The organism is Enterobacter sp. H2G27 (assembly GCF_054403075.1).
This window is the reverse complement of the sequence record NZ_JBSVSI010000001.1, coordinates 2582642-2608968: the sequence shown is the minus strand read 5'-3', so window position 1 is coordinate 2608968 and position 26327 is coordinate 2582642. Positions and strand designations below refer to the sequence as shown.

The following is a 26327-nucleotide window of genomic DNA, read 5'->3' as shown; positions in this document are numbered from 1 at the left end:
TTTAAAAACCCCGGAGCTATAATAAAAAACGCATAGCGGGGGAAAATCCCCCCAAAAAACAGAGGGAGCGTAGCGTGGCGGGACTGATTTACTCTTTTGCACAGCTCGAGGCATTTACCGCTGTGGCCGAGAACGGGAGCCTGAGTAAAGCCGCGGTGGCGCTGAAGAAGGACCGAACGACGCTTCGCGATCTGGTTGATTTTCTTGAGGATGGGTTGGGCTACGCGCTGTTTATTCGCGACGGCCGCACCCTGCGGCTCACGCCCGAAGGGGAACAGCTTCAGCGCCAGGCGCACCTGCTGATGCGGCAGGTAAAAGCCTTTGAGGCGTTTGCCAGAGAGGTGCCGCACGGTGCCACGCAGGACCTGACGCTGGCCTACGATCCTTTTACGCCCAGAGCCTTTCTGCACGGGGTGATTGCTGAAATGGCGGTGCGAAAAATCCGCCTGAGCCTTATCTGTGCCTCGCGGGATGAATCGGAACGGCTGCTGGCGAACAACGACGCGGATCTGGCCATCTGCCAGGCACGCAACCGCAGCGTGGGCAACGATATGGAGTGGCGTGCCCTGGGTGCCATCGATATGGATTTTTATGCCGCCAGCGGGCTGTTTGCGGACAGTGCTTCACCTCTGACGCTGCTCGATCTTTCCCTTGTGCCCCAGGTCGTCATGCACCCCGCCTCGGACGAGCCGGTGGCGCGCCGCCTGCAGATTTCCGGGCATACCCTCTTTACCAATGAGCCGGAGATGCTGCGCGGTCTGCTGGAGCGCGGCTGCGGCTGGGGATTCTTACCGACGCATTTTCACGCCGGGCAGTGGCAAAACGTAAAAAGGCTGCACACCGAAGTGGGCAGCCAGGGAATTGGTCAGACGATGGTCACCATCTGGAAGCCGGGGAGCGACAAGCGCAGCACAATCGCTGAAACGCTGTCGCTCCTGCCGAACGTATGGAAGCACTCAGCGCTGTGAACAGCCTTTACACTGCTGGTTCTGGATCTGCTGGAAGAAATCGTTGCCTTTGTCATCCACCAGGATAAACGCCGGGAAGTTCTCGACTTCGATTTTCCAGATGGCTTCCATTCCCAGCTCCGGATACGCGACGCACTCCAGGCTCTTAATGCTGTTTTGCGCCAGCACCGCCGCCGGGCCGCCAATGCTGCCCAGGTAGAAGCCGCCGTGCTTATGGCAGGCGTCGGTTACCTGCTGGCTGCGGTTGCCTTTTGCCAGCATGATCATGCTCGCGCCGTGGGACTGCAGCAGGTCCACATATGAATCCATGCGTCCCGCCGTGGTCGGGCCGAGCGAGCCAGACGCGTAGCCTTCCGGCGTTTTGGCCGGGCCCGCGTAGTAGATCGGGTGATCTTTGACGTACTGCGGCAGTTCCTCACCGTTGTCGATTAGCTCTTTCAGCTTCGCGTGGGCGATGTCGCGCGCCACGATGATGGTCCCGTTCAGCGACAGGCGGGTAGAGACCGGGTGTGCGGAAAGCTGCGCCAGGATCTCGTTCATCGGCTTGTTCAGATCGATGCTGACCACGTCGCCTTCACCCTGCTGGCGCAGTGACTCCGGAATGTACTGGCCCGGGTTGTGCTCCAGCTTCTCAATCCAGATCCCGTCGCGGTTAATTTTCGCTTTGATGTTGCGGTCCGCGGAGCAGGAGACGCCCATGCCAATCGGGCAGGACGCGCCGTGGCGCGGCAGGCGGATCACGCGGATGTCGTGGGCGAAGTATTTACCGCCAAACTGCGCGCCGAGGCCGAGGTTCTGTGCTTCCTGCAGCAGCTCTTGTTCGAGCTGAACGTCGCGGAACGCCTGGCCGTGTTCGTTGCCTTCCGTTGGCAGGGCGTCGTAGTAGCGCGTGGAGGCCAGCTTCACGGTTTTCAGCGTGGCTTCCGCCGAGGTTCCGCCGATAACAAAGGCAATGTGGTACGGCGGGCAGGCTGCTGTCCCCAGGGTACGCATCTTCTCAACCAGGTAATTTTTCAGCTTAGCCGGGGTGATCAGCGCTTTGGTTTCCTGGTAGAGATAGGTTTTGTTGGCAGAACCGCCGCCTTTTGCCATGCACAGGAATTTGTATTCGTCGCCGTCCACGCTGTAGAGGTCAATCTGCGCGGGCAGGTTGGTGCCGGTATTCACCTCTTTATACATGTCCAGCGCAGCGTTCTGGGAGTAGCGCAGGTTGTCTTCAATGTAGGTGTTGTAAACCCCCTGGCTCAGCGCCGCTTCGTCACCGCCGCCGGTCCAGACGCGCTGGCCTTTTTTACCCATGACGATCGCCGTGCCGGTATCCTGGCAGGTCGGCAGCACGCCTTTGGCCGCGATCTCAGAGTTACGCAGGAACTGCAGGGCAACGTATTTGTCGTTCTGGCTGGCTTCCGGGTCGTTGAGAATGGCGGCAACCTGCTTCTGATGGGAAGGACGCAGCATAAATGCGGCGTCGTGGAAGGCCTGCTGCGCCAGCAGGGTCAGGGCTTCCGGCTCCACCTTCAGGATTTCCTGGCCTTCGAACTCGGCAACGGAGACGTGCTCTTTGGTCAGCAAGTAGTATTCGGTGTCGTCATGCGAAAGAGGGAAGGGGTTCTGGTAGATAAACGGTTTGTTTGACATAGCGTATTGCTCCACAAAAAATAAAACCGCCGGAGGAGAAGTCCGGCGGTCAGGAATCAGAACATCATGGACATCCACGGATAGCCAATCAGCAGCAGGGCCGCCAGGAAGATGGCACCGAAGATGGTGCCGAGGCGCCAGTAGTCTTTGGTTGGCAGGTAGCCGCTACCGTAGTAGATCGGGCTTGGGCCAGTACCGTACGGGGTGATGATCCCCATCACGCCCAGCGAGGTCACCATCAGCAGAACAAACACTTCCATATTCATGCCCGGGATGGTGGAGGCGATGGTCAGCATCGCTGGCAGCAGCGCCGTAGTGTGCGCGGTGGTGCTGGCAAACAGGTAGTGCAGCAGGTAGAACGCCAGCAGCAGGACGATGGTCGCCACGCCCGGAGAGATACCGCTCATCAGCAGACCGCCTTCTTTACCCAGCCAGCTGATAAAGCCGGTAGAGGAGAGACCGTCCGCCAGCGCCACCAGGGTGGCGAACCAGACGAAGGTGTTCCACGCGGCTTTGTTACCGGTGATGTCGTTCCACTCCAGCACGCCGGTCCACAGCATCAGGCCGACGATGAGCAGGGCAGCCATAGCCGGTTCAATCCACGCGGCGGCGAAGATCCACATCAGCAGCGCGCAGCACACGAACACCAGCAGCAGAATTTCATTGCGGGACAGTTTGCCGAGTTTTTCCAGTTCGCGGGTCGCCCACAGCGGCACTTCGTTGTTGACCTTCACTTCAGGCGGGTAGAACCAGTAGGCCAGCAGCGGCATGGTCAGAATCAGCAGGATACCCAGCGGCAGGAAGGCGAGGAACCAGGTGCCCCAGGAGATATCAATCCCAACCGTACTTTTCACCAGCGCCAGGGCCAGCAGGTTTGGCGCGAGGGCGGAGAGGAACATTGAACTGGTGATACAGGCCGCGGTGATCGCCACCCACATCAGGTACGAACCAATCTTACGCGCGCTTGGGTCATTAGGTTTTGAACCGTACAGCGGCGGCAGGTTAGCGATGATCGGGTAGATGGTCCCGCCGCTACGTGCGGTGTTGGACGGGGTGAACGGTGCCAGCAGCAGGTCAGCAAACGTAATTGCGTAACCGAGCGTCAGGCTCCGACGGCCGAGGTATTTCACCAGAATCAGCGCCAGACGGCGGCCGAAGCGGGTTTTGTCATAGCCTGCGGCGAACATAAAGGCACCGAAAATCAGCCAGACGGTAGAGTTACCAAACCCGCTCACCGCCCACTTAAAGGAGGCGCCTGCCAGCTTGAATTTCGGATCGGCCAGCTGTTCAGGGCTAAACAGCACCCACTGGCTGCACAGGGCAATGGCGACCACGCCGGTCAGACCGATCACCGCACCTGGCAGGGGTTCGAAGATCAAACCGACGATCACGCCGACAAAGATTGCGAAGTAGTGCCACGCGTAAGGAGGCAGTCCTTCCGGTACCGGAACAAACAGCAGCAGTACGGCGACGATGACGGGCAGTGCCATCATCAGCAGACGTTTTGCGTTTCCATTTGATGCCTGGTTCGCCGCAGGGGGCGTTACAGCAGTTTTTGTATTCATAGTTTCACGTCTTAAGTTGTCAAAGATTCGGTCGTACTGAAAAAACAAAATCACTTTCTTAAGTTTCTTTGCTTTTTTTAGTTATTAAAGGTGCGGATTTGTATTTTCAGTAATAGCAATTTAACGCTTTTGTAGATGCGCTAAATTAAAAATTGATGATGTTTTTATATTGCGCCTTTGGATGCCATAACTATTGATCGCGATCAAAAAAACAGAATTGCAGCGTTATTTTTATGCTTTTATTAATAACCACTCAGGCGTATGTGGGTATTACCTGTTTTATTGGTTTGTTTTATCATTTTCGTAACATTTATGCTTTCTTTGTTTTTTTATATTCTTGTTCTTTATGGTTTTGTATGTGATATGGAAATTGGTTTTACCAATTTTTATTTAACGAATTTTAAATTATTGTGAATGACTAAATTACATTCGCTAACACCAATGTGTTATTTGTGTTATTGCAGGGATTAAATAGTTTATTAACTAACGTAATAACTTTAGAAACTAAAAAAATCAGTATATTAATATCATGACATCGGCAAATAACGACGAACAAAAAAATCACTCCGATAACGAATTCTTAATTTTTTAAAAGTTTGGAGTTTCTATTATGAGCACTAACGAACGCATTCTTAGCCCCTTCACATTACCGAATGGCACTGAACTGAAAAACCGTTTGTTAATGGCCCCTATGACCACCTGCACCGGCTATTACGACGGCACCGTTACCAGTGAACTGGTGGAGTACTATCGTGCCCGTTCCGGCAGCATCGGCACCATCATTGTGGAGTGTTGCTTCGTCGACGAGCTCGGTCTGGCCTTCCCGGGCGCGATCGGGATTGATAATGACGAGAAAATTGCCGGGCTGGCGAAAATCGCGGAGGCGATTAAATCCAAAGGCTCTAAGGCCCTGCTGCAGATCTACCACGGCGGCCGCATGGTTGACCCGAAACTGATCGGTGGCCGTACGCCGGTTGGCCCAAGCGCTGTTGCCGCGCCGCGTGAGGGCGCAGCAACGCCAGTGGCGCTGACTGGCGAAGAAGTCGAAGGCATGATCGGCAAGTTTGGTGAAGCGGTGCGCCGCGCCATCCAGGCCGGCTTCGACGGCGTGGAAATCCACGGGGCAAACACCTATCTGATTCAGCAATTCTATTCGCCAAACTCTAACCAGCGTGACGACGAGTGGGGCGGCAGCCGCGATAACCGCGCGAAGTTCCCGCTGGCAGTTCTGGACATCACCCACAAAATGGTGCGCCAGTACGCGGACGACGCCTTTATTATTGGCTATCGCTTCTCCCCTGAAGAGCTTGAAGTGCCGGGCATCCGCTTTGAAGACACCATGTACCTGCTGGAAAAACTGGCGGCGCGCGGCGTGGATTACCTGCACTTCTCCGTCGGCGCGACCCTGCGTCCTTCCATTGTTGACACCCAGGACCCGACGCCGCTTATCGAAAAATACTGCGCGATGCGTTCTGAAACGCTGGCGCAGGTTCCGGTCATGGGCGTGGGCGGCGTAGTGAATGCCGCCGATGCCAATGAAGCACTCGACCACGGCTACGACCTGATTGCCGTTGGCCGCGCCACCATCGCTTATCCGGACTGGACAGACCGCATCGCGTCCGGCGAAAGCCTTGAGCTGTTTATGGACAGCACCCAGCGCGAGGCGCTGAACATTCCTGAACCGCTGTGGCGCTTCTCGCTGGTGGAAGCGATGATCCGCGACATGAGCATGGGCGAATCAAAATTCAAACCGGGTACCTTTGCTGAGAAAGTGCAGGATGACGCTAACGAACTGGTGATTAACGTCAGCCTGGAAACCGACCGCATTGCGGACATCGAGCTGGCCTCCGGCCCGAGCGAAGACGTTGAGTTCGTCACCAGCTTTGAAGAGATCCGTACCCGCATTCTGGATGCTAATACTCCGCACGTGGATGCCATCACCGGCGCCACCAGCCAGAGTGAAGCGGTGAAGAAAGCGGTCTCTAAAGCGATGCTGAAATCCAGCAAAGCGCTGGCCGCGGAAGAGGGTGTTGACCCGAACGAAACCCGCAGCGTGGACGTGGTGGTTGTCGGCAGCGGCGGCGCCGGGCTGGCGGCGGCGATTCAGGCTCACGACGAAGGCGCGAGCGTGCTGATTGTTGAGAAAATGCCAACCATCGGCGGGAACACCATTAAAGCTTCTGCCGGGATGAACGCCGCAGAAACCCGCTTCCAGCGCGTGAAGGGCATTCAGGACAGCAAAGAGCTGTTCTACCAGGAAAGCCTGAAAGGCGGCGGCAACAAGAACAACCCGGAACTGCTGCGCCGCTTCGTCGAGAACGCGCCGCAGGCGATTGAGTGGCTGGCAACCCGCGGCATCATGCTGAACGACATCACCACCACCGGCGGGATGAGCATTGACCGTACTCACCGTCCAAAAGACGGTTCTGCGGTGGGCGGTTACCTGATTAGCGGCCTGGTGCGTAACGTCAACAAACGCAACATCGAGGTAATGCTGGATACCTCCGTCAGCGACATTATCTTCGAAAACGGTGAAGTCACCGGCGTGCGCCTGACCACCGAAGAGAATGAAACTGTCACCGTGGCAGCGAAAAGCGTGATTGTGGCCACAGGCGGCTTCAGCGCCAACAGCCAGATGGTCGTGAAATACCGTCCGGATCTGGAAGGTTTCGTCACCACCAACCATAAAGGGGCGACCGGTGGCGGTATCGCGCTGCTGGAGCGCATCGGGGCTGGCACTGTCGATATGGGCGAGATTCAAATTCACCCAACCGTTGAGCAGAAAACCTCGTACCTGATTTCCGAATCCATCCGCGGGGGCGGGGCGATTCTGGTCAATCAGAAAGGGGAGCGCTTCTACAACGAAATGTCGACCCGCGATAAAGTCTCGGCGTCAATCATCGCGCTGCCGGAGAAATACGCTTACATCGTCTTTGACGAGCACGTACGCGCCAAAAACAAAGCCGCTGATGAGTACATCGCCAAAGGCTTCGTGGCCAGCGCCAGCTCGCCGAAAGCCCTGGCGGAAGCGCTCGGTATGGATCACCACGCTTTCCTGGCGACCCTGGAACGTTATAACGGTTTCGTTGAAAAACAGCACGATGACGACTTTGGTCGTACCACCGCGCTGCGTGCGCCAATCAATGAAGGGCCATTCTACGCCATTCAGATTGCACCGGGCGTGCACCACACCATGGGCGGCGTGACTATCAACACCGAAACCTGCGTGCTGGATAGCAACCACAACGTGCTGCCAGGCGCGTTTGCGGCCGGTGAAGTGGTCGGCGGGATCCACGGCGCTAACCGTATCGGCGGTAACGCAGTGGCAGATATCATCATTTTTGGTACCCTTGCAGGACATCAGGCGGCTCTGCGTTCGAAAAAGATGTAAGGCACCTGCTTCCCAGGCCGGATACGCGCAGCGCTATCCGGCATTTTCCCCGGCGGCGCGGTGCCAGCCGGGGGCTACAGCTGAGGACTCCTGCCATGCCTGATAGCCATCGCGTTTACAGCTACTCCGCCGTCCTGATGGGGTCTCCCATCCTCCTGAAGCTCTTCTCCCATGACGAAGCCCTCGCGTCCCGCGTGTTTCGCCTGATCAAACAGTATGAAGACCTGCTCACCGTCAACCGCGCGCGCTCGCAGGTGATGGACATCAACCATGCGGCGGGCCAGCATCCGGTCACCGTCAGTCGGCCGGTGTTTGATCTGATCCGCTGTGCAAAAGCGGCAAGCCTGCTCAAGGACAGCGCCTTTAACCTGGCGATCGGTCCGCTGGTGAAGCGCTGGAAAATTGGCTTTCAGGGGGACAGCGTTCCGCCTGCCGATGATATCGCCTCGCTGCTGGCGATTACCCGCCCCGAGGATGTTCTCCTTGATGAGGCCAGCAGCAGCGTGTTTCTGACCCGGGCGGGGATGGAGATCGATCTGGGGGCGATTGCCAAAGGCTATATCGCCGACAGGGTGCGGGATTACCTGCATAAAGAGGGCGCTGAGCTGGGGCTGATCAACCTCGGTGGAAACATTCAGACGTTAGGCTCGCCGGAAGGGGGCTGGAGCGTGGGGCTGAAAAAACCGTTCGCCGGGGATGCGCTGATCGGCACGATGACCGTAGAGAACCTGTCCGTCGTGACGTCGGGAACCTACGAGCGCTACTTTGAGCAAAACGGCAAACGCTATCACCATATTCTCGATCCGCGCACCGGTTACCCGCTCGATAACGAACTGGACAGCGTGACCATCATTTCAAAAGATTCCATCGACGGCGATATCTGGACCACGCTGATGTACGGCATGGGCGTGGAGAAGGGCCGCGCTGCGCTGCGCGCGCGTCCCGACATAGAAGCGATCTTTGTGACCAAAACAAAAGAAGTGGTGTTCTCTTCAGCACACCACTTCCGCTTTACCCTGCTGGATGATACCTACCGCGTTACTGACAGTATTGCTTGAGCAGGCCCGTTTGCTCCGGCTGGAGGCGGTAGCGATACACCGGACGCCCGGTGGCGCCGTAGTGAATGCTGGTGAACAGAATATTGATTTGCGCCAGCCAGATCAGATATTTGCGGCAGGACACGCGGGAAATATTGACCGCGTTTGCCAGATCGTCGGTAGAAAACTCCGTCTCCGGGTGTGCGTCAATCCACTGGCAAATCGTGCGAAGCGTTTGCGGCGTTAACCCTTTCGGCAGCTTTTTGCTGTCCGCCAGTTCCGGTGCCCCGCCGTGGATCAGACGGTCGACGTCCGCCTGCTCGTAATACTGATGCGACCCCATCAGGCTGTGCTTTGCCTTCCAGCCGTTCAGCGCCTCTTCAAAGCGCGGGAACTGGAACGGCTTGATCAAATAATCCACCACGCCGTAGTGAATGGAGGTCTGGATCGTGGCGGCGTCGGCGGCCGAGGTGATCATGATCACGTCGATTGGGCGGCCGGATGCGCGAATGACGGGCAGCAGATCCAGCCCGTTATCCTGCTGCATATAGACATCCAGCAGCACCAGATCGACAGGATGGCTGGGGTCATTAATGATGGCCTCGGCCTGGTTTAGCGTGGAGGCGACGCCACAGCAGGTAAAGCCTTCAACGCGGTTGACGTACAGACGGTTGAGGTCGGCCACCATGGCGTCATCATCGACAATTAACACATTTATCACGCGATTTTCCTCTCGCTATCCCAGGGGATGTGAACAAAAAATTGGGTAAATACGCCGGGCTCAGACTCGACGGAGATATCGCCGCCAAGGTTCTGAATCTGCTGGCGAGCAAGGAACAGCCCAACGCCGCGGTTTTCACCTTTTGTTGAGAAGCCCTTTGTAAAAATAGACTCCAGCTGAGTGGGATCAATGCCGGGGCCATCGTCGCTGACTTCACAGCTGAGCCAGCCGTTCTGATAATGCAGCAGCAGGCCGATCTCGCCCTCCTGCTGTCCTTCCATCGCGTCGAGCGCATTTTCAATGAGGTTGCCCAGCGCGGTGATCAGCACCGCGACCTGCTCTTCACTTGCGGTATCCGGTATCTGGCTTTCATCCGCCAGCGTCAGGGTGACGCCCGCTTCTTTCGCCCGGTTGATTTTACCCAGCAGGAACCCGGCAACCACCGGGGATTTTACCTTGCTCTGTATCGTACCGATATCCGTCTGGTAATGATGTGCCGTCTGGAGAATGTACTCTTCCAGCTTGTCGTAGCGCTTAATATTCAGCAGGCCGAGTATCACATGCAGTTTATTCATAAACTCGTGGGTGTGGGCGCGCAGGGCATCGACGTAGTTAACCATGCCGTCCAGACGCTGCATCAGCTGGCTGATTTCCGTTTTATCACGAAAGGTGGTGATGGCGCCGATCACCCGATCCTGACTTTTCACGGGGACCATGTTGCACAGCAATAGCCTACCGTTGCAGCTGATCTCCTGATCCTGGCGCGCAACGCCCGTCTTCGAGACGTCACGCAGGCTGGCCAGCAGGGGCGCGCTGGCGTTTTCGGTCTGCTTGCCGGAGGGGAGAAGCAATATTTCTCTGGCGGTCTGGTTGATCATCGTCACGCGCCCGTGAATATCGACGGCCAGAACCCCTTCGCGAAGCGACTGCAGCATTGCCTGACGCTGTTCGAACAGGGCGGAAATTTCGTAAGGTTCGAGCCCGAACAGGATGCGTTTCAGTACCCGCACCAGACCCCAAATTGCCATGGAGCTCATAAAAATACTGAATAAAATGGTCCAGACGGCGTTTAGCCGCCCGCGGGCAATCTGCTCTTCAACCTTATTCAGGGAGATACCGACTACCACCACGCCGATCTGCTCGTGCTGGCCGTCGTAGACGGGCGTAAAAACGCGCAGCGCTTCGGCGAGCGCGCCCCGGTTAACCGATACGTTCTCTTTGCCTTCCAGCGCAGGGGTTAAATCATCGCCGATAAAATGCAGCCCCAGCAGCGCCTCGTTCGGGTGTGAATAGCGGATCCCGCGCATATCGGTGACCACGGTGAACAGCAGATCGTTTCGCTTCGTCACCGCCTGGGCGATGGGCTGAATAATATTCTCCTGCGGTGCCTGCATCAGGCCGCGCTGTATCTCGGGGCTGTCGGCGAGGGTGCGGGCAATGCCGAGCGCAGTGTCTTTAACATCATCGCGGGTCGCCCGGGTGATTTGTACGGAGTAGAGCGCAAAGACCACCAGCAGCACAGAGGCAATAATCGCGCACACCATCAGCGTGACCAGCGTATTGAGTTTCATGGGGCGCTTGCGCGTCGGAAGGAAAGGCTGCAAATCGCTCATCAACACTCCGCGATGATTAAGAAAGGGGTAATTATCGCCGATGACGCGCTTTTCTTAAAGCCATGTAAAGGCGTGGATTTGGTCCTCTTTTCGTGACTCTCCTCGCAGGTCATCTATATAAAACACTTTATAGTGTATGGGTACTCATAATAAGGAGGCTGTTTATGAGCGTTATGCTTACCGGTTCGGTCAGGGAAAGACGGCACGCCAGCACGATGAATATTGATAGATTGTCCACGCTGGACATGCTGAAAGTCATTCACCAGGATGATGCACTCATTTCTGCTGCTATTACCCCCTGTTTAGATACTATTGCACGCGTGGTAGACAACGCTGCCGCCTCGCTCAGCCACGGCGGTCGCCTGGTCATCGTTGGCGCGGGGCCGTCTGGGCGCGTTGCGCAACAGGTTACCGATGAGTATGCGCCGGGCAAAACCCCGGTGATTGCCGTTACGGCACAAGAAGGGGAGGGGAGCTACGAGCGCGGCGTCGCCGATCTGCAGGCCATTAAGTTTGGTGAACACGATATGATGCTGGCCGTGACCGTCAGCGGAAAAACGCCGTGGGTCTGGGGGGCAATGCGCCATGCGTGGTCGCTGGGTTCGCCGGTGGCCATCATTACCGGCGATGCGCAAAGTGAAGCCGCGCATCTGGCGAGCATGATTATCGCTCCGGAGCTGGGTGCCGATGTCGTCGCAGGCTATATCAACACCAAAGCGGGGATTGCGCAGAAAATGATCCTCTCAATGATCGCTACAGGGCTGGCCGTTCGGACCGGACGGGTTTACAGCAACCTGCGCGTGGATCTTGAGGCAAGCAACACCAAATGGGCCGAACGCCAAATCGCCATTGTGATGGAAGCGGGGGGATGCTCCCGGGCGGAGGCAAAAGCCGCGCTGGAGAGCTGTAACCATCACTGTAAAACGGCGGTATTGATGGTGCTGACAGGGCTGGATGCGTGGAAGGCCCATGAACTGCTGGCGCAGAATAACGGGTTTATTCGGGTGGCGCTGCAGGAAGCGCCATAATAAAAATGAAGAAATATAAAAGGCCGCAATTGCGGCCTTTGGTATTTTGGGGATTAGAACTGATAAACAAGACCGACTGCTACGATGTCATCGGTGCTGATGCCATTCGCGTTGTAGAAATCGTCATCTTCATCCAGCAGGTTGATTTTGTAGTCAACATAGGTGGACATATTTTTGTTGAAATAATAGGTCGCACCCACGTCAGCATATTTCACCAGATCTTTATCACTTCCGTAGAAGGAATTCAGATCCTTACCTTTAGACATCAGGAAAGAGATCGCAGGGCGCAGGCCGAAATCAAACTGATACTGCGCTGTCACTTCAAAGTTCTGAGTTTTATTAGCAACGCCGAAGTCACCGTAAGGCGTCATATTGCGGGTTTCTGCATACATGGTTGCCAGATAGATATCGTTGGCATCGTATTTCAAGCCAACAGTCCAGACGTCAGCCTTGTCACCACCGGCTGTTGTTTTGGTAACCTGGTCGTTGGTACGGTCAGATGAAGCATATGCAGCGGCGGCGTTGAATCCCATACCGAAATCGTAGGAGGTTGAAATACCCCAACCGTCTCCGTTTTCTTTGCGGATATCACGACCATTGTTAGTACCTTCCTGATCGTTAGAGGCGCTTTCGTTATTGCCTTGATACTGAATAGCGAAATCCAGGCCCTGAGCCAGACCAAAGAAATCGTTATTACGGTAGGTTGCAACACCGTTTGTACGACCGGTCATAAAGTTATCGGTATAGGTATAGGAATCTCCGCCGAACTCAGGCAGCATATCGGTCCAGCCTTCAACATCGTAAACCACGCCGTAGTTACGACCGTAGTCGAATGAACCGTATTCACCAAATTTCAGACCAGCGAAGCCAAGGCGTGTCCATGACTGATTGCCTGAGTTCTCTGTTTTGTTAGCCTGAATATTATATTCCCACTGGCCATAGCCGCTCAGCAGGTCGTTGATCTGCGTTTCGCCTTTGAAGCCCAGACGAACGTAGCTTACGTCGCCATCTGATCCCGTGTCGTCAGAGAAATAATGCAGACCATCTACTTTACCGTACAGGTCGAGTTTATTGCCATTGCTGTTGTAAACTTCAGCCGCATTTGCTATGCCTGCAATTAATAATGCAGGTGCAATAATTGCCAAAACTTTTCTTTTCATTATATATTCCCTTGAAAGATAATTTATATGAATATATGTAATCACTCTCCGCAATTACAGGATGGATACTATTCCAGGATGTGTTATTTAGTTCTAAAAACAAATGTAATTAAAACCTTTTAAATATTGCTAAATATTTCAATTGGTCTCTTTATTTTTCCTGTGAATTAGTTACTTGAATTTATATGGTGTAATTATTATTAAGTATTTCGAGCTTCTATTTTTTAATTGGTTTAATTTGCCTGTGTTATAATTCTTTCTCTTTTAGACGACAGGACATGACGATGGAACTTGCCCGGTGGCAGCAACGATTTGAGCACTGGCTCGAGGAGAATCACAGCACCGACGATACCGCACATGATATTTCGCATTTTCGTCGGGTCTGGATGACGGCGCAAAAAATCATGGTTCACCACATGGTCGAGCCGCTGGTGATTCTGACCGCATGCTATTTTCACGATATTGTCAGCCTGCCGAAAAACCATCCTGAACGCAGCCGGTCGTCACGGCTCGCGGCGCTTAAGACGAGCGACATTTTGCGCCACGACTTCCCGGACTTTCCGCCAGAGCATATTGCCGCCGTCGGGCACGCGATTGAGGCGCACAGCTTCAGCGCCGGGATTGCGCCGCAGAGCATGGAGGCCAAAATTGTGCAGGATGCAGACCGGCTGGAAGCGTTAGGCGCTATCGGCCTGGCGCGCGTTTTTGCCGTCTCGGGCGCGCTGGGCGTGTCGCTTTTTGATGCTAACGATCCCTTCGCCGATGCGCGTCCCCTCGACGACCGTGCGTTTGCCCTCGACCATTTTCAGACCAAGCTGCTGCGATTGCCTGATACAATGCAAACGGACATGGGCCGCGAACTGGCACGTCACAATGCCGATTTCCTGATCCAGTTTATGGCGAAACTCAGCGCCGAATTACACGGCGACTGCCTCGGGCTGGATAGCCAGGTGCTGAGCCGTTTCCGTCGCAGTTTGCGCAACTGAACTGTGGTAATCTGTTCCCAGTCTTTATTCTCCGGTTAAAAGAATGCAGGAAAATCGATCAGTGACAGAGCCCGCGCCCGCGCAGGCTGAGAAAACAACGGCAACGGTGCAGGCATTACTGCGCCAGCTGTTGGATATCTATGATGCTAAAACGCTGGCCAGTTTGCTGATGGCGCACGGCGAGAGCCACTGGAGCCCGGCGATCCTTAAACGCCTGCTCACCAGCGAGCGAGCAGGGCGTCGCCTGAGTGAAGGCGAGTATCGTTATCTGCAAAACCTGCTTCCGCGTCCTTCTGCCGCGCACCCGAACTACGCCTTCCGGTTTATCGATCTTTTTGCCGGTATCGGCGGCATTCGGCACGGTTTTGAAGCCATCGGCGGACAGTGCGTGTTTACCAGCGAGTGGAACAAACATGCCGTACGCACCTACAAGGCTAACTGGTACTGCGATCCGAACGAGCATCATTTCAACGCGGATATTCGCGATGTGACCCTGAGCCATAAAAGCGGCGTGAGCGATGAACAGGCCGCCGAGCACATTCGTCAGACGATCCCGGCGCATGACGTGCTGCTGGCAGGCTTCCCTTGTCAGCCCTTCTCGCTGGCGGGCGTCTCCAAAAAGAATGCCCTTGGACGCGCGCACGGTTTCGCCTGCGATACGCAGGGAACGCTTTTTTTTGATGTGGCGCGCATTATTGACGCCCGCCGCCCGCCCATCTTTGTGCTGGAAAACGTCAAAAATTTAAAAAGCCACGACGGCGGGAAAACCTTCCGCATTATTATGCAAACCCTGGATGAGCTGGGTTATGACGTGGCCGATTCAGAGGACATGGGAGCGGACGATCCTAAAATTATTGATGGGAAACATTTCCTGCCCCAGCATCGCGAACGTATCGTGCTGGTGGGCTTCCGACGCGATCTCAATCTGAAAGGCGATTTTACCCTTCGGGATATTCCTTCCCTGTATCCCGAGCGCCGCCCCACCGTGGCCGACCTGCTGGAACCGGTCGTCGACGCGAAATTTATCCTGACCCCGGTGCTGTGGAAATACCTCTACCGCTATGCCAAGAAGCACCAGGCCAAAGGCAACGGCTTCGGCTTTGGGATGGTAAACCCTAACGATCCGCACAGCGTCACCCGCACGCTGTCTGCTCGCTACTATAAAGACGGCGCGGAAATCCTGATCGACAGAGGATGGGACAAGGCGCTGGGTGAAAAAGATTTCGACGATCCGCACAACCAGCGTCACCGTCCGAGACGCTTAACGCCGCGGGAATGCGCCCGGCTGATGGGCTTTGAAACGCCGCAAGGCTACGGTTTCCGGATTCCGGTTTCGGATACCCAGGCGTACCGCCAGTTTGGTAATTCGGTGGTCGTTCCCGCGTTTGCGGCGGTCGCAAAGCTGCTGGCCTCGCGCATCAGGCAGGCGGTGGCGCTCCGCCAGAGTGAGGCCGTCAATGACGGACGTTCACGATAAGGCGACGCGCAGCAAAAACATGCGTGCCATCGGCACGCGTGACACCGCGATTGAAAAACGCCTGGCCGCGCTGCTGACGCAGGCGGGGTTTGACTTCCGCGTCCAGGATGCCGCCCTGGCGGGGCGTCCCGATTTCGTCATCGACGCCTGGCAGTGCATCATCTTTACTCACGGCTGTTTCTGGCACCATCACGACTGCTACCTGTTTAAAGTCCCCGCGACGCGCACCGATTTCTGGCTGGATAAGATTGCTAAAAACGTCGAGCGCGACGAGCGGGACCTCTCGACGCTTATTGAGCAAGGCTGGCGGGTGCTGATTGTCTGGGAGTGTGCGCTGAGAGGCAGATTAAAGCTGAATGATACCGATCTGACCGAACGGCTTGAAGAGTGGATCTGCGGCGGCGGCCAGACCGCGCAGATCGACACGCAGGGCATTCACCTGCTTACGATTTCTCCGCCTCGCAAGGCGTGACCACCGGTTTTGCCGGCAGCAAATATTTGCCCAGCGTGACCAGCACGACGGCAAACACAATGATCCCTAATGCAATCCATTCCACTGGAGAGAGCGTTTCTCCCCCCAGTCCTGTCCCGAGCAGCACGGCCACGACCGGGTTGACGTAAGCGTAGCTGGTGGCGACAGCCGGAGAGACATTGCGGATCAGGAACATATAGGCGTTAATGGCGATGATAGAGCCGAACAGCGCCAGGTAGCCTACCGCCAGCAAGCCCGACAGCGGCGGCAGGGTTGTCAGCTTTTCTCCCGTAAGCATGGAGGCGAGCAGCAGTACAATCCCGGCGGCAAGCATCTCGATTGCGCCCGCCATCATGCCGGTAGGCAGTTCGATACGCGAACCGTACACGGAACCAAACGCCCAGCTCATCGAGCCAATCAGGATGATGACTGCACCCCACGGATTCCCGCTCAGGTTACCGCCGCTATTCAGCAGAATGATGCCAGCAAGGCCAATCCCAATACCCAGCCACTCCAGCTTGCGGGTGCGGATACCAAAGAGGCGGCTGAAGCACAGGGTAAACAGCGGTACGGTGGCAACGACCACGGCGGCGATCCCGGACGGTACGTTCTGGTGCTCGGCAATCGTCACAAATCCGTTCCCCACAGCCAGCAGCAGCAGGCCGATCAGGGCAGCATTCAGCATCGGACGCAGCGGGGGAAGCTTATGCCCGCGCAGCAGCAGGAAGGCCAGCAGCAGGATGCCCGCCGAGAGGAAGCGAATGCCCGCCATCATCAATGGCGGCCAGCTTTCCACGCCGATGCGAATGACAAAGTAGGTTGACCCCCAGATGATGTACAGCGAAAAGAGTGCCCCGATGAGCGGTAGCAATTGCCGGAAACGCATAATCCCTCACGACGAAATAAAAAGTTCGCTGATAGTAAACGCGAAAACTATCTCGCTGGCGAGCCCTTTAATTGTGTGGCAGATGTGAATTTTTTGTTGACGTAAGGTGCCTGTTTCCGGGTTGGCGCTTTTGCTCCATACTATTCACTTAATTACCAAAAAATGAAGGATTAAGATTTTGGCAGGAAGTAGCTTATTAACATTGCTGGATGATATTGCCACCTTACTGGACGACATTTCAGTGATGGGGAAACTGGCGGCGAAAAAAACCGCAGGCGTGCTGGGCGATGATTTATCGTTGAACGCCCAGCAGGTGAGTGGGGTGAGGGCAAACCGTGAACTGCCGGTGGTGTGGGGCGTGGCGAAAGGCTCTTTCCTGAATAAGGTGATCCTGGTGCCGCTGGCGCTGCTGATCAGCGCCTTTATCCCCTGGGCCATCACGCCGTTACTGATGATTGGTGGGGCATTTCTCTGCTTCGAGGGTGTGGAGAAGGTGCTCCACTCCTTTAGCGCGCGCAAGCAGAGCGATACGCCGGAGGTGCGCCAGCAGCGTCTAGAAGCGCTGGCCGCGCAGGATCCGAAAACCTTCGAGCGCGATAAGGTCAAAGGCGCCATTCGGACCGACTTTATCCTGTCTGCGGAAATCGTCGCGATTACGCTGGGGATTGTCTCTGACGCGCCGCTTCTGAACCAGGTGCTGATCCTCTCCGGCATTGCGATTCTGGTCACCGTGGGCGTGTACGGTCTGGTGGGACTAATCGTCAAGCTGGACGATATTGGCTACTGGCTGGAAGAAAAGTCGAGCGCGGTAGCAAGAGGCATCGGCAAAAGCCTGCTGGTGCTGGCGCCCTGGCTGATGAAGAGTTTGTCGGTGGTGGGCACGCTGGCGATGTTCCTCGTGGGCGGCGGAATTGTGGTTCACGGTATTGCGCCCCTGCACCATGCCATCGAGCATTTCTCCTCCACGCAGGGGGCCGTTATCGCGGCGATTCTGCCCACCCTGCTGAATCTGGTGCTGGGCTTTATCATTGGCGCTATCGTCGTTGCGGCGGTGAAGCTGGTTGAGAAAATTCGCGGCACGTCGCACTAATTGTTACCCGTGGCAGGATGCAAAAAGACCATTCCTCGTCTAAATTGAAACAGTTTCACCCTGATACAGGAGGCAGGTATGGTCTTTTTGGTCAGTGATGAAGTTAAGCCTAAAAAGGGCGGCCCACGTATGATCGTCACCGGGTATTCCAGCGGAATGGTGGAATGCCGGTGGCACGATGGCTATAGCATCAAGCGGGAAGCATTTCGTGAAGATGAGCTTCAGCCGGGTGACGGGCAGCACAAGCGGGACAAGGCTTAATCACATAACGCCCGGCTTTGCCGGGCGTTTTTATCTCAAGTACTGGGTGTTAGGTAGCGATCATGGAGTGTGTGTGCAGCGCGATACCTTTGTTGTAAGACAATCTTTTTTGCAATGGCTGCATAAGCGTAGCAATCCGGGGCGGATTGTTAATCTCTGTTTTATGATCGTTCTGGTATTTTCCACTCTACTTACCTGGCGTGAGGTGGTGGTGCTGGAAGAGGCATACATCTCCAGCCAGCGCAATCATCTGGATACGGTGGCCAGTTCTCTGGACAGGCAGTTACAGAACAGCATCGACAGGCTGCTGTTATTTCGCCAGGGCATGCATGACGCAATCGAGACGCCGCTGGCCTTTGAAGTCTTACAGGATGCGGTGTCACGCTTTAATACCGTCCGCATGCTCCCCACCTGGCAGCTTGCCGTTGATAAAAAACGTACCCTTCCCATTAACGGGGTCTCGGACGCCTTTGTCGAAAAAACCACGCTTCTCAATCGGGACGCTGAACGCATAAGCCATGAAATTTCTGCCGCGCTCGAAGTGGGCTATTTGCTCAGACTGGCGTCGTCGAGAGCTCAAACGGAAGCGCGAGTGATCTACGTCTCCCGCGCCGGATTTTTCCTTTCCACGGATACGCCGGATCGGGCGGGTGATATTACCGCCCGCTATTATAATCTGGTCACGCAGTCCTGGTTTACCCAGCAGTCAGAACGTAACAACCGCGCCCGCGCCGTGCGCTGGTTTATCTCCACGCCTTCATCCTGGACCGGGGATGAACGAACGATCACCGCCAGCGTCCCCATCTATTTCGATCGTTACTGGTACGGCGTCGTGGCGATGGACTTTACATTGAGCACGATGCAGCGTCTGCTGGCCGATGCGACGGAAGATCGAACGGAGGGAGAGTATCAGCTGTACGATACCCGGCTAAATATGATCGCCACCTCAGCCCACGCGGGAAGCCCGGTTAACCATTTTGACGAACGCGAAGCGGCGCAGATTGCCCAGGCGATTGAGCATGATACCGGCGGCGGTATCCGCCTCGGGAGCCGGTTTATTACCTGGGAGCGGCTCGATCACTTCGATGGCGTCGTCCTGCGGATCCACACTCTGCATCAAGGGGTACAGGACGACTTCGGTAGCATCAGTATCGTACTGGCGCTGCTGTGGGCGCTCTTTACCGCCATGCTGTTGATCTCGTGGCTGGTGATCCGCCGGATGGTGAGTAACATGTATACGCTTCAGCACTCCCTCCAGTGGCAGGCCTGGCACGATCCGCTTACGCGGCTGAATAATCGCGGCGCGCTGTTCGACCGCGCAAAAATGCTGGCAGAAACCTGTCGCCAGCAGTCGCTGCCGTTCTCGGTGATTCAGATCGATCTCGACCATTTTAAAAACATCAACGACCGGTTCGGCCATCAGGCCGGTGATAAGGTGCTCTCCCACACGGCAGGACTGATTGCCAGCGCGTTACGCAAGAATGATGTGGCAGGGCGTGTGGGCGGGGAAGAGTTTTGCGTCGTCCTGCCGGGGATTGGTCTGGAGGAGGCGAGAGGCGTCGCGGATCGCATTCGTTGCCGAATCAACAGTAAGGAGATCCTGGTGAAGAAGAGCACGACCCTGCGCATCAGCGCGTCGCTGGGGGTCAGCAGCGCGGATGAAGCGGGTAACTACGATTTTGAGCAGCTGCAGTCCGTGGCGGACGTCCGGCTCTATGAGGCCAAGCAGAGCGGGCGTAACCGGGTCGTGTGGCGAGATCAGGACAGGAAGTGATCCAGCCCCTCCCGCCAGCCTGCCGGGCCGGGCTGCTGGGTGTGATAAACGCGGGCAGGGTTATCATCCCGTAGCGTGATGCCCTGGCGGTTAATCCCCTTGATGACCACCGCGAAGTCAACGCTGTCGAGCAGCGGCGCATCGTTAGGGCCATCGCCGAGCCCCAGCGTGGTGGGCTCGATCTCGTCCTGCTCGCGATACTGTTCAATCAGCCAGTTCACCGCTACGTCTTTGCCGCAGCGGGCGTCCAGAATATGCCAGAACCGCGCACCCTGCAGGCATTTCAGGCCGATATTCGCCAGTTCCTCTTCAAACTGAACCATTTTCTCGTCGGTATCGCGCCAGATGAGCGTGACGGACGCTTCATGCTTGCGGGCAAGCGCCGAACGGTAGCGCGTCAACCCGGTCCACTCGCTGATAACGTGCTCATCCACATCGTCAAAGGTGGTGAATTTAAAGCCCGTCTGCAGACGAATCTGCTCGATCCGCGGACGGATATCCCGGTGCGTCATCCCTCTGGTCTGGCGCTGAACCTTATCCCAGCGCACGTCAGGCTGAATCACCGCGCCGTTCTCGGCAATAAAAGGCAAGCCTTCAAGCCCAAGATCCTGCTGGATATCCAGCATCTCCGCCGCGGTCTTGCTGCTGCAGAGAATGACCGGAATCTGATTATCCAGCAGTTTGTCCAGCCAGGGCATGGCGGGTTGCCACTCATAGGTATGAATATCCAGCAACGAGCCGTCCAGGTCAGAAAAAATCAGCAAGTTATCCCGCAGTGAAGGCATAGTGGCTCCCGGTAACGGCTGCGTCCTTATCTAAGAAAATTCCTAAAAATAACCGAATTGTTAACAGGAGAAATGAGAGTATTCCCTGGCAAACCCGCATTCGGCATATGTTATTGCTCATAGCGAAAAGCATTATGTTAAAAATATTATATTCATCATAAGAATATATGCTTGTCAGACAAATTCGTTGGGGATAGTGTGGCTTGTACATCAGATTTCCTGGTGTAACGAATTTTCAAGTGCTTCTTGCATAAGCAAGTTTTGATCCCGGTCATCCCCATGACCGGGATTTTTTTCGCCCTAACGATTGGCTTCAGACACGCTAAAGTCGTGAATATCGAGCTCGAAGGCCTCCGCCAGCTCACGATAGGTGTGATAATCCCTTCCGTTGACAATGACGCGGTCCGAATTGTCGTCCGACCGGCGGACTTCTGACTCACTGATCTCATTGATGGCGGCCAGCAGGGCATCGACATCCACCTCGACTTCGCGCTTGATGGTGTCGCTGTACTCTTTATCGGTCTTCATTGCGGGACTCCTCTTTCAACCTGCAAACGTGTCCAGGGTTAAGTATAGCCTGTGTATAAAAACGCCATTCACGCCGGGCGGCGATGTGTGTTTTTGCGTTTTGTTCTACACTGGCTCAAAACCAGAGGAGGAATGTATGAAGGTCAACGATCGGGTAACCGTTAAAACGGACGGTGGGCCGCGCCGCCCGGGTGTGGTGCTGGCAATTGAAGAGTTTAGTGAAGGGACAATGTACCTGGTATCACTGGAAGACTACCCGCTCGGCATTTGGTTTTTTAACGAACTGGGGCATCCTGACGGTATCTTTGTTGAGAAAGCAGACTAACATGGCGTCGGGTAGCGCATCGCGGCCCGACATCCTCTGCAGAAGCAAAAATCTCTGGCCAGGCCAGAGATCAAAGGTAGGGTGCACAGGGTCTTAAGCGACTAACGCATGTTAACGAAAATCCCGTTCGTCACATTATCGGTCAGGCGTACCACATGGTAGATCACTTGCTTATTATGCGTTTTAATTTTCCGTTTAATATTTCCTTTGTGTGACGAAACGGTTTTCGCTTTAATATTCATCTGGTCGGAGATCTGAATAGTTCCTTGTCCCGCCATCCACATTCGCAGCATACTTGATTCAGTCCTGCTTAATGATAGGGTGGGTAAGTTAACCGCTCCTACATTTTTAACTTCTTTATTCAAATAATCACCCAAAATGTCATCCAGCGACTCGGGTTTAATCGATTTAGAACTGATCAATAAATTTTTACGGACCAACAAATACTCATCGAAATGGATATTCGCGATCGCCATAAAAACAATAAACAGGGTTTTTGGATGCTGATTAATGATTTGCTTAATGTGCTGACTGTTGGCTGGATCGTGAATGAAACAGTCCTCATTAATAAACACCACGCCTGGTTTTAGTTCGTCACAAGCGGCTGCGAGTTCGTCAACGGTGTGTGCATCGTTGATGTCTCTCTTTCTTACCCCTCTGCTTGCCAGGTACCCGGTTAACCCTAGCCGGGTGTAGCTGCATAAATCCATAATGATCGTTGACATGGCATACCCTCACTCAATGCGTAACGATAATTCACCATCTGCCTGAGAGCTCAAAACAGCCATACGGGATGGAAAAAAATAATAAACCTGTGAGCATGACAAAGACTTTCAGGCGGACTCACTATCCCGTAAAGTTACGTATAATTTGCCAGGAATCTTCTTAAAGTAAAGTAAATATTAAGTATTGTGAGGTGGTTAGAAACAATTAAACCGCGTCAGATATATCCTGGAAGATGTTTTTCGCATTTTATTTTAGGAATATCCTCAGAAAGACAATAGCAACAGTGAGGGATATTATTTACGTGGCAGCTCGCTGACAATATCCGCTAACAGGTTGAATATCTCGCCGAATAAATGTTCACAGAAGGGAGCGATCAGTGGCATCAGTAATGACATTAATAAAATTCCGACCGTCAGCGTCAGCGGAAAACCAATGACAAACACCGAAAGCTGCGGCGCCATTCGGTTGAGTAAACCTAAAGCCAGGTTGACGGTCAGCAGCAGGGTGATGATGGGTAACGCCAGCATCAGCCCGTTCAGGAAGATCAGCCCCGCCGCTCGGGTGAGCGCCAGGAAAGCGTTGCTGTTCACCGGGTTTTCGCCAATCGGCAGGGTATGGAACGTGTCCACCAGCATGGAGATTAGCCACAGATGGCCGTTGAACGACAGGAACAGCAGCATGGCGAGCAGATCGATAATGCGCGCCAGAACGGGCATGTTGAGATGACTGCCGGGATCGACAAACGTGGCAAAAGATAACCCCATCTGCAGGCCAATCAGTTCCCCCGCGGTACGCACGGCGGCAAAGGCCAGCTGCATGGTAAAGCCGACGGCGACGCCAATCATAACCTGCTGCAAGGCCACCCACACCGCGTTCGCCGAGAAGATCGGAATATCCACGGGGGGCAGAGAGGGCGCGACGATAATGGAGATAATAATCCCCAGTCCCACCTTGACGCGCTTGGGTATCGATTTCTCGCTGAGAATGGGGGCGGTGGAGATCAGCGCCATGATGCGCAGCATCGGCCAGAAGTAGACGCCGAGCCACTGAACCCACTGGTCGCTGGTGAAGTGCAGCATCGTCAGGTCAGCCGATGATGTACGGCAGGTTGGTAAACAGGTTGCGCATATAGTCCAGCAACAGGTTCAGCATCCACGGCCCGGCTACGATGATCGCCACGAACACGGCGATGATTTTCGGGATGAATGACAGCGTCATTTCGTTTATCTGGGTGGCGGCCTGCAGAATACTGATAATCAGACCGGTAACCAGCGCGACAAGCAGCAGCGGCGCGGCAACGGCAATCGCGATTTTCATCGCCTCCGTGCCCATCATCATGACCGATTCGGGTGTCATTGCCGTTCCTTAACTGTAGAAACTCTGCGCCAGCGAGCTGACCAGCAGCTGCCAGCCGTCGACCAGTACAAAGAGCATGATCTTAAACGGCAGGGCAATGGTCGCGGGCGGCACCATCATCATCCCGAGCGCCATCAGGACGCTGGCGATCACGAGATCGATAATCAGGAACGGAATAAAGATGGTAAAGCCAATCTGGAACGCGGTTTTCAGCTCGCTGGTGACATAGGCGGGCAGCAGAATACGCATTGGCACCGCTTCCGGTCCTTGCAGCTCACCGGTGTTGGACAGGCGGGCGAAAAGGGCCAGGTCGGCTTCGCGCGTCTGGCGCAGCATAAATTCCCGCAGCGGCTGTGCGCCTTTATCGAGCGCCTCCTGCATGGAGATTTTGTCTTCGCTGAACGGCTGATAGGCGTCGGTATAAATCTTATCGATCACCGGCGACATAATGAAAAAGGTCAAAAACAGCGCCAGCCCGAGCAGAACCTGGTTTGGCGGAGCGGAAGGGGTGCCCAGCGCGTTTCGCAGCAGACCGAAAACGATGATGATGCGGGTGAAGCTGGTCATCATCAGCAGGATGGCCGGAATAAACGTCAGCGAGGTGATGAACACCAGCGTCTGAACGGGAAGTGACCAGCTTTGTCCGCCGCCCGCGAGAGGGGTTGAGACCAGACCGGGCAGCTGTGCATAGACCGCGGGAGCAAACAGGGCAACGCCCGCAAGCGTCAGGGATAACAAACGGCGCATCAGGATCTCCCGGAACGCTTAAGCAAACTCTTCATGACGGACTGAAAATCCGCAGGGGCCTCTGCGCGCTCGTCCACCACAACAGGGGCGGGCGGCAGCTTGTGTAATACGCTGATGTTTGAGGCCGTTACGCCCAGAACCAGACGCGCATCTTCCACCTCGACGATGACCACGCGTTCGCGTGGACCCAGGGTGGTGCTGGCGCTGACCTTCAGGCCGCGGGCACCGGCGGTTTTACCCGCCAGGCCAAAGCGTTTTGCCAGCCAGGCGGCGATAAGAATAAAGGCAATAATACCGAACAACGCCCCGCTCACCTGGAGCAGAGGTGAGCCGGGAACGGCAGAAGGCTGTGATATTGTTGCCTGGGTTTTCATGCTTAACGGCTCAGACGACGCATACGTTCAGACGGGGTAATGATGTCGGTGATGCGTACGCCGTATTTATCGGCAACCACTACGACTTCACCCTGGGCAATCAGATAGCCGTTGATCAGGATATCCAGCGGCTCACCGGCCAGACCGTCAAGGGCCACCACGGAACCCTGCGTCAGGCGCAGCAGCTCTTTAATGGTCATACGGGTGCGTCCCAGCTCAACGGTCAGCTTAACCGGGATATCCATGATCAGGTCGATGTCCTGCAGCGTGCCGCTGACGTCACCGCCGCCGAGCTGCTGGAATACGGCATCCGCTGCGCTTTTGGCCGGGGTCGCTTTTTGCTCGTTTAACGCGTCAGCCCACAGATCGTCCAGTGCTCCGCTGTTTTCATCGGACGGATTGTTCATGTCACTCATTTGGGCTGTTCCTCATTCAGCGAATTCAAAATCGGGTTGATCAAGTGCTCAACGCGTAACGCATACTGACCGTTAATCGTGCCGTACTGGCTTGTCAGCACGGGGACACCATCCACATGGGCAATAATGCGGTCGGGTTTTTCTATCGGCAAAACATCGCCGGGTTGTAATTTCAGGATCTGAGATAACCGCAGCGGGATATCGGCGAAGCTCGCCACCAGTTCAAGCTGCGAATGCTGGACCTGGCGGACCAGGTTTTCACGCCAGTTCTGGTCTTCGTTGCGGGAGTTCTCCAGCGGCGGGTTAACCAGCAGCTCGCGCAGCGGTTCGATCATGCTGAACGGCAGGCAGATGTTGAACTCGCCGGTCAGGTTACCGATCTCCACGTGGAACGGCGTGTTAACAACGATATCGTTCGGGGAGGTGGTGATATTGGTAAATTTCACCTGCATCTCAGAACGGACGTACTCCACTTCCAGCGGGTTAATCGCTTTCCACGCGTCGCTGTATGATTCCAGCGCCAGCTTCAGCATGCGGTTAATAACGCGCTGTTCGGTGTGGGTGAATTCACGACCTTCTACTTTGGTCGGGAAACGCCCGTCGCCGCCGAACAGGTTATCCACCGCGATGAACACCAGGCTTGGCGAAAACACCACCAGACCGGTGCCGCGCAGCGGCTTCAGATGAATCAGGTTAAGGTTGGTTGGCACCGGCAGGTTGCGGGCAAACTCATGGTACGGCTGAATGCGGATCGCACCGACCGTAATATCCGGGCTACGACGCAGCAGGTTAAACAGCCCCATACGGAACTGACGTGCAAAACGTTCGTTAATGATCTCCAGCGCCTGCAGACGTTCACGTACCACGCGACGCTGGGTATTCGGGTCATAGGGACGAATATCGCTATCGCCGCCAATACCCGGTTGCGGATCATCACTTTTATCGCTGTCGCCGTTGAGCAGCGCATCGATTTCTGCCTGAGAAAGAATACTGTCGCCCATGT

Annotated in this window: 25 protein-coding genes and 1 pseudogene; 11 read left to right on the top strand and 15 right to left on the bottom strand. The window is 55.3% G+C overall.

Annotated elements, in window-relative coordinates:
- Positions 1-74 precede the first annotated feature (74 nt).
- A complete protein-coding gene (locus tag ACW9E7_RS12415; protein WP_458727839.1) occupies positions 75-968 on the top strand; it encodes a LysR family transcriptional regulator in 894 nt (297 codons plus the stop codon).
- Here ACW9E7_RS12415 and fumA read toward each other — a convergent pair.
- Positions 957-2606, bottom strand: a complete 1650-nt coding sequence (gene fumA / locus ACW9E7_RS12410; RefSeq protein WP_458727838.1) for a class I fumarate hydratase FumA — start codon at positions 2604-2606, stop codon at positions 957-959. The two genes, ACW9E7_RS12415 and fumA, sit on opposite strands and share 12 nt — an antisense overlap.
- A 56-nt stretch (positions 2607-2662) precedes the next feature.
- Positions 2663-4171, bottom strand: coding sequence for an anion permease (locus ACW9E7_RS12405; protein ID WP_274240302.1), 1509 nt, complete (start codon positions 4169-4171; stop codon positions 2663-2665).
- 610 nt (positions 4172-4781) lie between these two features.
- Here ACW9E7_RS12405 and ACW9E7_RS12400 point away from each other — a divergent pair.
- Together ACW9E7_RS12400 and ACW9E7_RS12395 are read left to right on the top strand one after the other, a co-directional pair.
- Complete coding sequence (locus ACW9E7_RS12400) at positions 4782-7562, top strand: flavocytochrome c (RefSeq protein WP_458727837.1); 2781 nt, start codon at positions 4782-4784, stop codon at positions 7560-7562.
- A 95-nt stretch (positions 7563-7657) separates the two neighbouring features.
- Positions 7658-8620 (top strand): FAD:protein FMN transferase, encoded by a 963-nt coding sequence (locus ACW9E7_RS12395; RefSeq protein ID WP_458727836.1) that lies wholly within the window; start codon positions 7658-7660, stop codon positions 8618-8620.
- Here ACW9E7_RS12395 and dcuR read toward each other — a convergent pair.
- Positions 8601-9320 (bottom strand): two-component system response regulator DcuR, encoded by a 720-nt coding sequence (gene dcuR, locus ACW9E7_RS12390; protein ID WP_045908149.1) that lies wholly within the window; start codon positions 9318-9320, stop codon positions 8601-8603. The two genes, ACW9E7_RS12395 and dcuR, sit on opposite strands and share 20 nt — an antisense overlap.
- On the bottom strand, positions 9317-10933 hold the full coding sequence (locus tag ACW9E7_RS12385; RefSeq protein ID WP_115875739.1) for a sensor histidine kinase: 1617 nt from the start codon (positions 10931-10933) through the stop codon (positions 9317-9319). Before ACW9E7_RS12385 ends, dcuR begins: the two co-directional genes overlap by 4 nt.
- Before the next feature lie 164 nt (positions 10934-11097).
- Between ACW9E7_RS12385 and ACW9E7_RS12380 the strand changes: the two genes are divergently transcribed.
- Entirely contained in the window at positions 11098-11961 is an 864-nt protein-coding gene (locus tag ACW9E7_RS12380; protein ID WP_458727835.1) for an N-acetylmuramic acid 6-phosphate etherase, read from the top strand.
- Between the two features lie 53 nt (positions 11962-12014).
- Here ACW9E7_RS12380 and ompC read toward each other — a convergent pair whose 3' ends face one another.
- Positions 12015-13121 (bottom strand): porin OmpC, encoded by a 1107-nt coding sequence (gene ompC, locus ACW9E7_RS12375; RefSeq protein WP_252093204.1) that lies wholly within the window; start codon positions 13119-13121, stop codon positions 12015-12017.
- 284 nt (positions 13122-13405) lie between these two features.
- Between ompC and ACW9E7_RS12370 the strand changes: the two genes are divergently transcribed.
- From ACW9E7_RS12370 to ACW9E7_RS12360, 3 genes are all read left to right on the top strand, one after another.
- Complete coding sequence (locus ACW9E7_RS12370; RefSeq protein WP_127731528.1) at positions 13406-14107, top strand: phosphohydrolase; 702 nt, start codon at positions 13406-13408, stop codon at positions 14105-14107.
- A gap of 61 nt (positions 14108-14168) precedes the next feature.
- The gene (locus tag ACW9E7_RS12365) at positions 14169-15584 is read left to right on the top strand and encodes a DNA cytosine methyltransferase (protein ID WP_458727834.1); all 1416 of its coding nucleotides are present in this window, start codon (positions 14169-14171) and stop codon (positions 15582-15584) included.
- Entirely contained in the window at positions 15565-16056 is a 492-nt protein-coding gene (locus ACW9E7_RS12360) for a very short patch repair endonuclease (RefSeq protein WP_458727833.1), read from the top strand. Before ACW9E7_RS12365 ends, ACW9E7_RS12360 begins: the two co-directional genes overlap by 20 nt.
- On the opposite strand, the gene yedA is transcribed toward ACW9E7_RS12360, so the two are convergent.
- Positions 16028-16942 (bottom strand): drug/metabolite exporter YedA, encoded by a 915-nt coding sequence (gene yedA, locus ACW9E7_RS12355; protein WP_149366553.1) that lies wholly within the window; start codon positions 16940-16942, stop codon positions 16028-16030. The two genes, ACW9E7_RS12360 and yedA, sit on opposite strands and share 29 nt — an antisense overlap.
- Before the next feature lie 178 nt (positions 16943-17120).
- On the opposite strand from yedA, the gene ACW9E7_RS12350 reads away from it, so the two are divergent.
- The 3 genes from ACW9E7_RS12350 (at position 17121) to dgcQ (ending at position 20067) form a co-directional block, all read left to right on the top strand.
- A complete protein-coding gene (locus ACW9E7_RS12350; RefSeq protein ID WP_008500306.1) occupies positions 17121-18032 on the top strand; it encodes a DUF808 domain-containing protein in 912 nt (303 codons plus the stop codon).
- Positions 18033-18110: 78 nt separating this feature from the next.
- Entirely contained in the window at positions 18111-18293 is a 183-nt protein-coding gene (locus ACW9E7_RS12345; protein WP_008500307.1) for a YodC family protein, read from the top strand.
- A 73-nt stretch (positions 18294-18366) separates the two neighbouring features.
- Positions 18367-20067: a cellulose biosynthesis regulator diguanylate cyclase DgcQ gene (gene dgcQ / locus ACW9E7_RS12340; protein ID WP_458727832.1), complete on the top strand. Its 1701-nt coding sequence runs from the start codon at positions 18367-18369 to the stop codon at positions 20065-20067.
- Here the strand turns inward: dgcQ and ACW9E7_RS12335 are convergent.
- Positions 20052-20852, bottom strand: coding sequence for a mannosyl-3-phosphoglycerate phosphatase-related protein (locus tag ACW9E7_RS12335; RefSeq protein WP_325849456.1), 801 nt, complete (start codon positions 20850-20852; stop codon positions 20052-20054). The two genes, dgcQ and ACW9E7_RS12335, sit on opposite strands and share 16 nt — an antisense overlap.
- Positions 20853-21152: 300 nt before the next feature.
- The gene (gene yodD, locus ACW9E7_RS12330; protein ID WP_008500310.1) at positions 21153-21380 is read right to left on the bottom strand and encodes a YodD family peroxide/acid resistance protein; all 228 of its coding nucleotides are present in this window, start codon (positions 21378-21380) and stop codon (positions 21153-21155) included.
- A 136-nt stretch (positions 21381-21516) separates the two neighbouring features.
- On the opposite strand from yodD, the gene dsrB reads away from it, so the two are divergent.
- Complete coding sequence (gene dsrB, locus ACW9E7_RS12325; protein WP_008500312.1) at positions 21517-21705, top strand: protein DsrB; 189 nt, start codon at positions 21517-21519, stop codon at positions 21703-21705.
- Positions 21706-21806: 101 nt separating this feature from the next.
- Here the strand turns inward: dsrB and rcsA are convergent, their stop codons facing one another.
- From rcsA to fliM, 7 genes and pseudogenes are all read right to left on the bottom strand, one after another.
- Complete coding sequence (gene rcsA / locus ACW9E7_RS12320) at positions 21807-22430, bottom strand: transcriptional regulator RcsA (protein WP_008500313.1); 624 nt, start codon at positions 22428-22430, stop codon at positions 21807-21809.
- A 287-nt stretch (positions 22431-22717) separates the two neighbouring features.
- Positions 22718-23510: pseudogene (gene fliR, locus ACW9E7_RS12315) on the bottom strand (flagellar biosynthetic protein FliR); the annotation flags it as partial.
- A gap of 7 nt (positions 23511-23517) precedes the next feature.
- Complete coding sequence (gene fliQ / locus ACW9E7_RS12310; protein WP_008500315.1) at positions 23518-23787, bottom strand: flagellar biosynthesis protein FliQ; 270 nt, start codon at positions 23785-23787, stop codon at positions 23518-23520.
- Between the two features lie 9 nt (positions 23788-23796).
- Positions 23797-24534 (bottom strand): flagellar type III secretion system pore protein FliP, encoded by a 738-nt coding sequence (fliP, locus tag ACW9E7_RS12305; RefSeq protein WP_023619313.1) that lies wholly within the window; start codon positions 24532-24534, stop codon positions 23797-23799.
- Positions 24534-24908 carry a flagellar biosynthetic protein FliO gene (fliO, locus tag ACW9E7_RS12300; protein ID WP_127731516.1) on the bottom strand — a complete coding sequence of 125 codons (375 nt, stop codon included), beginning with the start codon at positions 24906-24908 and terminating at the stop codon, positions 24534-24536. Before fliO ends, fliP begins: the two co-directional genes overlap by 1 nt.
- A gap of 2 nt (positions 24909-24910) precedes the next feature.
- On the bottom strand, positions 24911-25324 hold the full coding sequence (gene fliN / locus ACW9E7_RS12295) for a flagellar motor switch protein FliN (protein WP_008500318.1): 414 nt from the start codon (positions 25322-25324) through the stop codon (positions 24911-24913).
- Positions 25321-26325 carry a flagellar motor switch protein FliM gene (gene fliM, locus ACW9E7_RS12290; RefSeq protein WP_008500320.1) on the bottom strand — a complete coding sequence of 335 codons (1005 nt, stop codon included), beginning with the start codon at positions 26323-26325 and terminating at the stop codon, positions 25321-25323. The genes fliN and fliM overlap by 4 nt, the downstream gene beginning before the upstream one ends.
- Positions 26326-26327 lie beyond the last annotated feature (2 nt).

What these genes read in the sequence shown, in the direction of transcription:
- fumA (WP_458727838.1), bottom strand. Translation starts at nt 2,606, where the DNA reads ATGTCAAACAAACCGTTTATCTACCAGAACCCCTTCCCTCTTTCGCAT.
- ACW9E7_RS12405 (WP_274240302.1), bottom strand. Translation starts at nt 4,171, where the DNA reads ATGAATACAAAAACTGCTGTAACGCCCCCTGCGGCGAACCAGGCATCA.
- ACW9E7_RS12400 (WP_458727837.1), top strand. Translation starts at nt 4,782, where the DNA reads ATGAGCACTAACGAACGCATTCTTAGCCCCTTCACATTACCGAATGGC.
- ACW9E7_RS12395 (WP_458727836.1), top strand. Translation starts at nt 7,658, where the DNA reads ATGCCTGATAGCCATCGCGTTTACAGCTACTCCGCCGTCCTGATGGGG.
- ACW9E7_RS12385 (WP_115875739.1), bottom strand. Translation starts at nt 10,933, where the DNA reads ATGAGCGATTTGCAGCCTTTCCTTCCGACGCGCAAGCGCCCCATGAAA.
- ACW9E7_RS12380 (WP_458727835.1), top strand. Translation starts at nt 11,098, where the DNA reads ATGAGCGTTATGCTTACCGGTTCGGTCAGGGAAAGACGGCACGCCAGC.
- ompC (WP_252093204.1), bottom strand. Translation starts at nt 13,121, where the DNA reads ATGAAAAGAAAAGTTTTGGCAATTATTGCACCTGCATTATTAATTGCA.
- ACW9E7_RS12370 (WP_127731528.1), top strand. Translation starts at nt 13,406, where the DNA reads ATGGAACTTGCCCGGTGGCAGCAACGATTTGAGCACTGGCTCGAGGAG.
- ACW9E7_RS12360 (WP_458727833.1), top strand. Translation starts at nt 15,565, where the DNA reads ATGACGGACGTTCACGATAAGGCGACGCGCAGCAAAAACATGCGTGCC.
- yedA (WP_149366553.1), bottom strand. Translation starts at nt 16,942, where the DNA reads ATGCGTTTCCGGCAATTGCTACCGCTCATCGGGGCACTCTTTTCGCTG.
- ACW9E7_RS12345 (WP_008500307.1), top strand. Translation starts at nt 18,111, where the DNA reads ATGGTCTTTTTGGTCAGTGATGAAGTTAAGCCTAAAAAGGGCGGCCCA.
- ACW9E7_RS12335 (WP_325849456.1), bottom strand. Translation starts at nt 20,852, where the DNA reads ATGCCTTCACTGCGGGATAACTTGCTGATTTTTTCTGACCTGGACGGC.
- yodD (WP_008500310.1), bottom strand. Translation starts at nt 21,380, where the DNA reads ATGAAGACCGATAAAGAGTACAGCGACACCATCAAGCGCGAAGTCGAG.
- dsrB (WP_008500312.1), top strand. Translation starts at nt 21,517, where the DNA reads ATGAAGGTCAACGATCGGGTAACCGTTAAAACGGACGGTGGGCCGCGC.
- rcsA (WP_008500313.1), bottom strand. Translation starts at nt 22,430, where the DNA reads ATGTCAACGATCATTATGGATTTATGCAGCTACACCCGGCTAGGGTTA.
- fliQ (WP_008500315.1), bottom strand. Translation starts at nt 23,787, where the DNA reads ATGACACCCGAATCGGTCATGATGATGGGCACGGAGGCGATGAAAATC.
- fliP (WP_023619313.1), bottom strand. Translation starts at nt 24,534, where the DNA reads ATGCGCCGTTTGTTATCCCTGACGCTTGCGGGCGTTGCCCTGTTTGCT.
- fliO (WP_127731516.1), bottom strand. Translation starts at nt 24,908, where the DNA reads ATGAAAACCCAGGCAACAATATCACAGCCTTCTGCCGTTCCCGGCTCA.
- fliN (WP_008500318.1), bottom strand. Translation starts at nt 25,324, where the DNA reads ATGAGTGACATGAACAATCCGTCCGATGAAAACAGCGGAGCACTGGAC.
- fliM (WP_008500320.1), bottom strand. Translation starts at nt 26,325, where the DNA reads ATGGGCGACAGTATTCTTTCTCAGGCAGAAATCGATGCGCTGCTCAAC.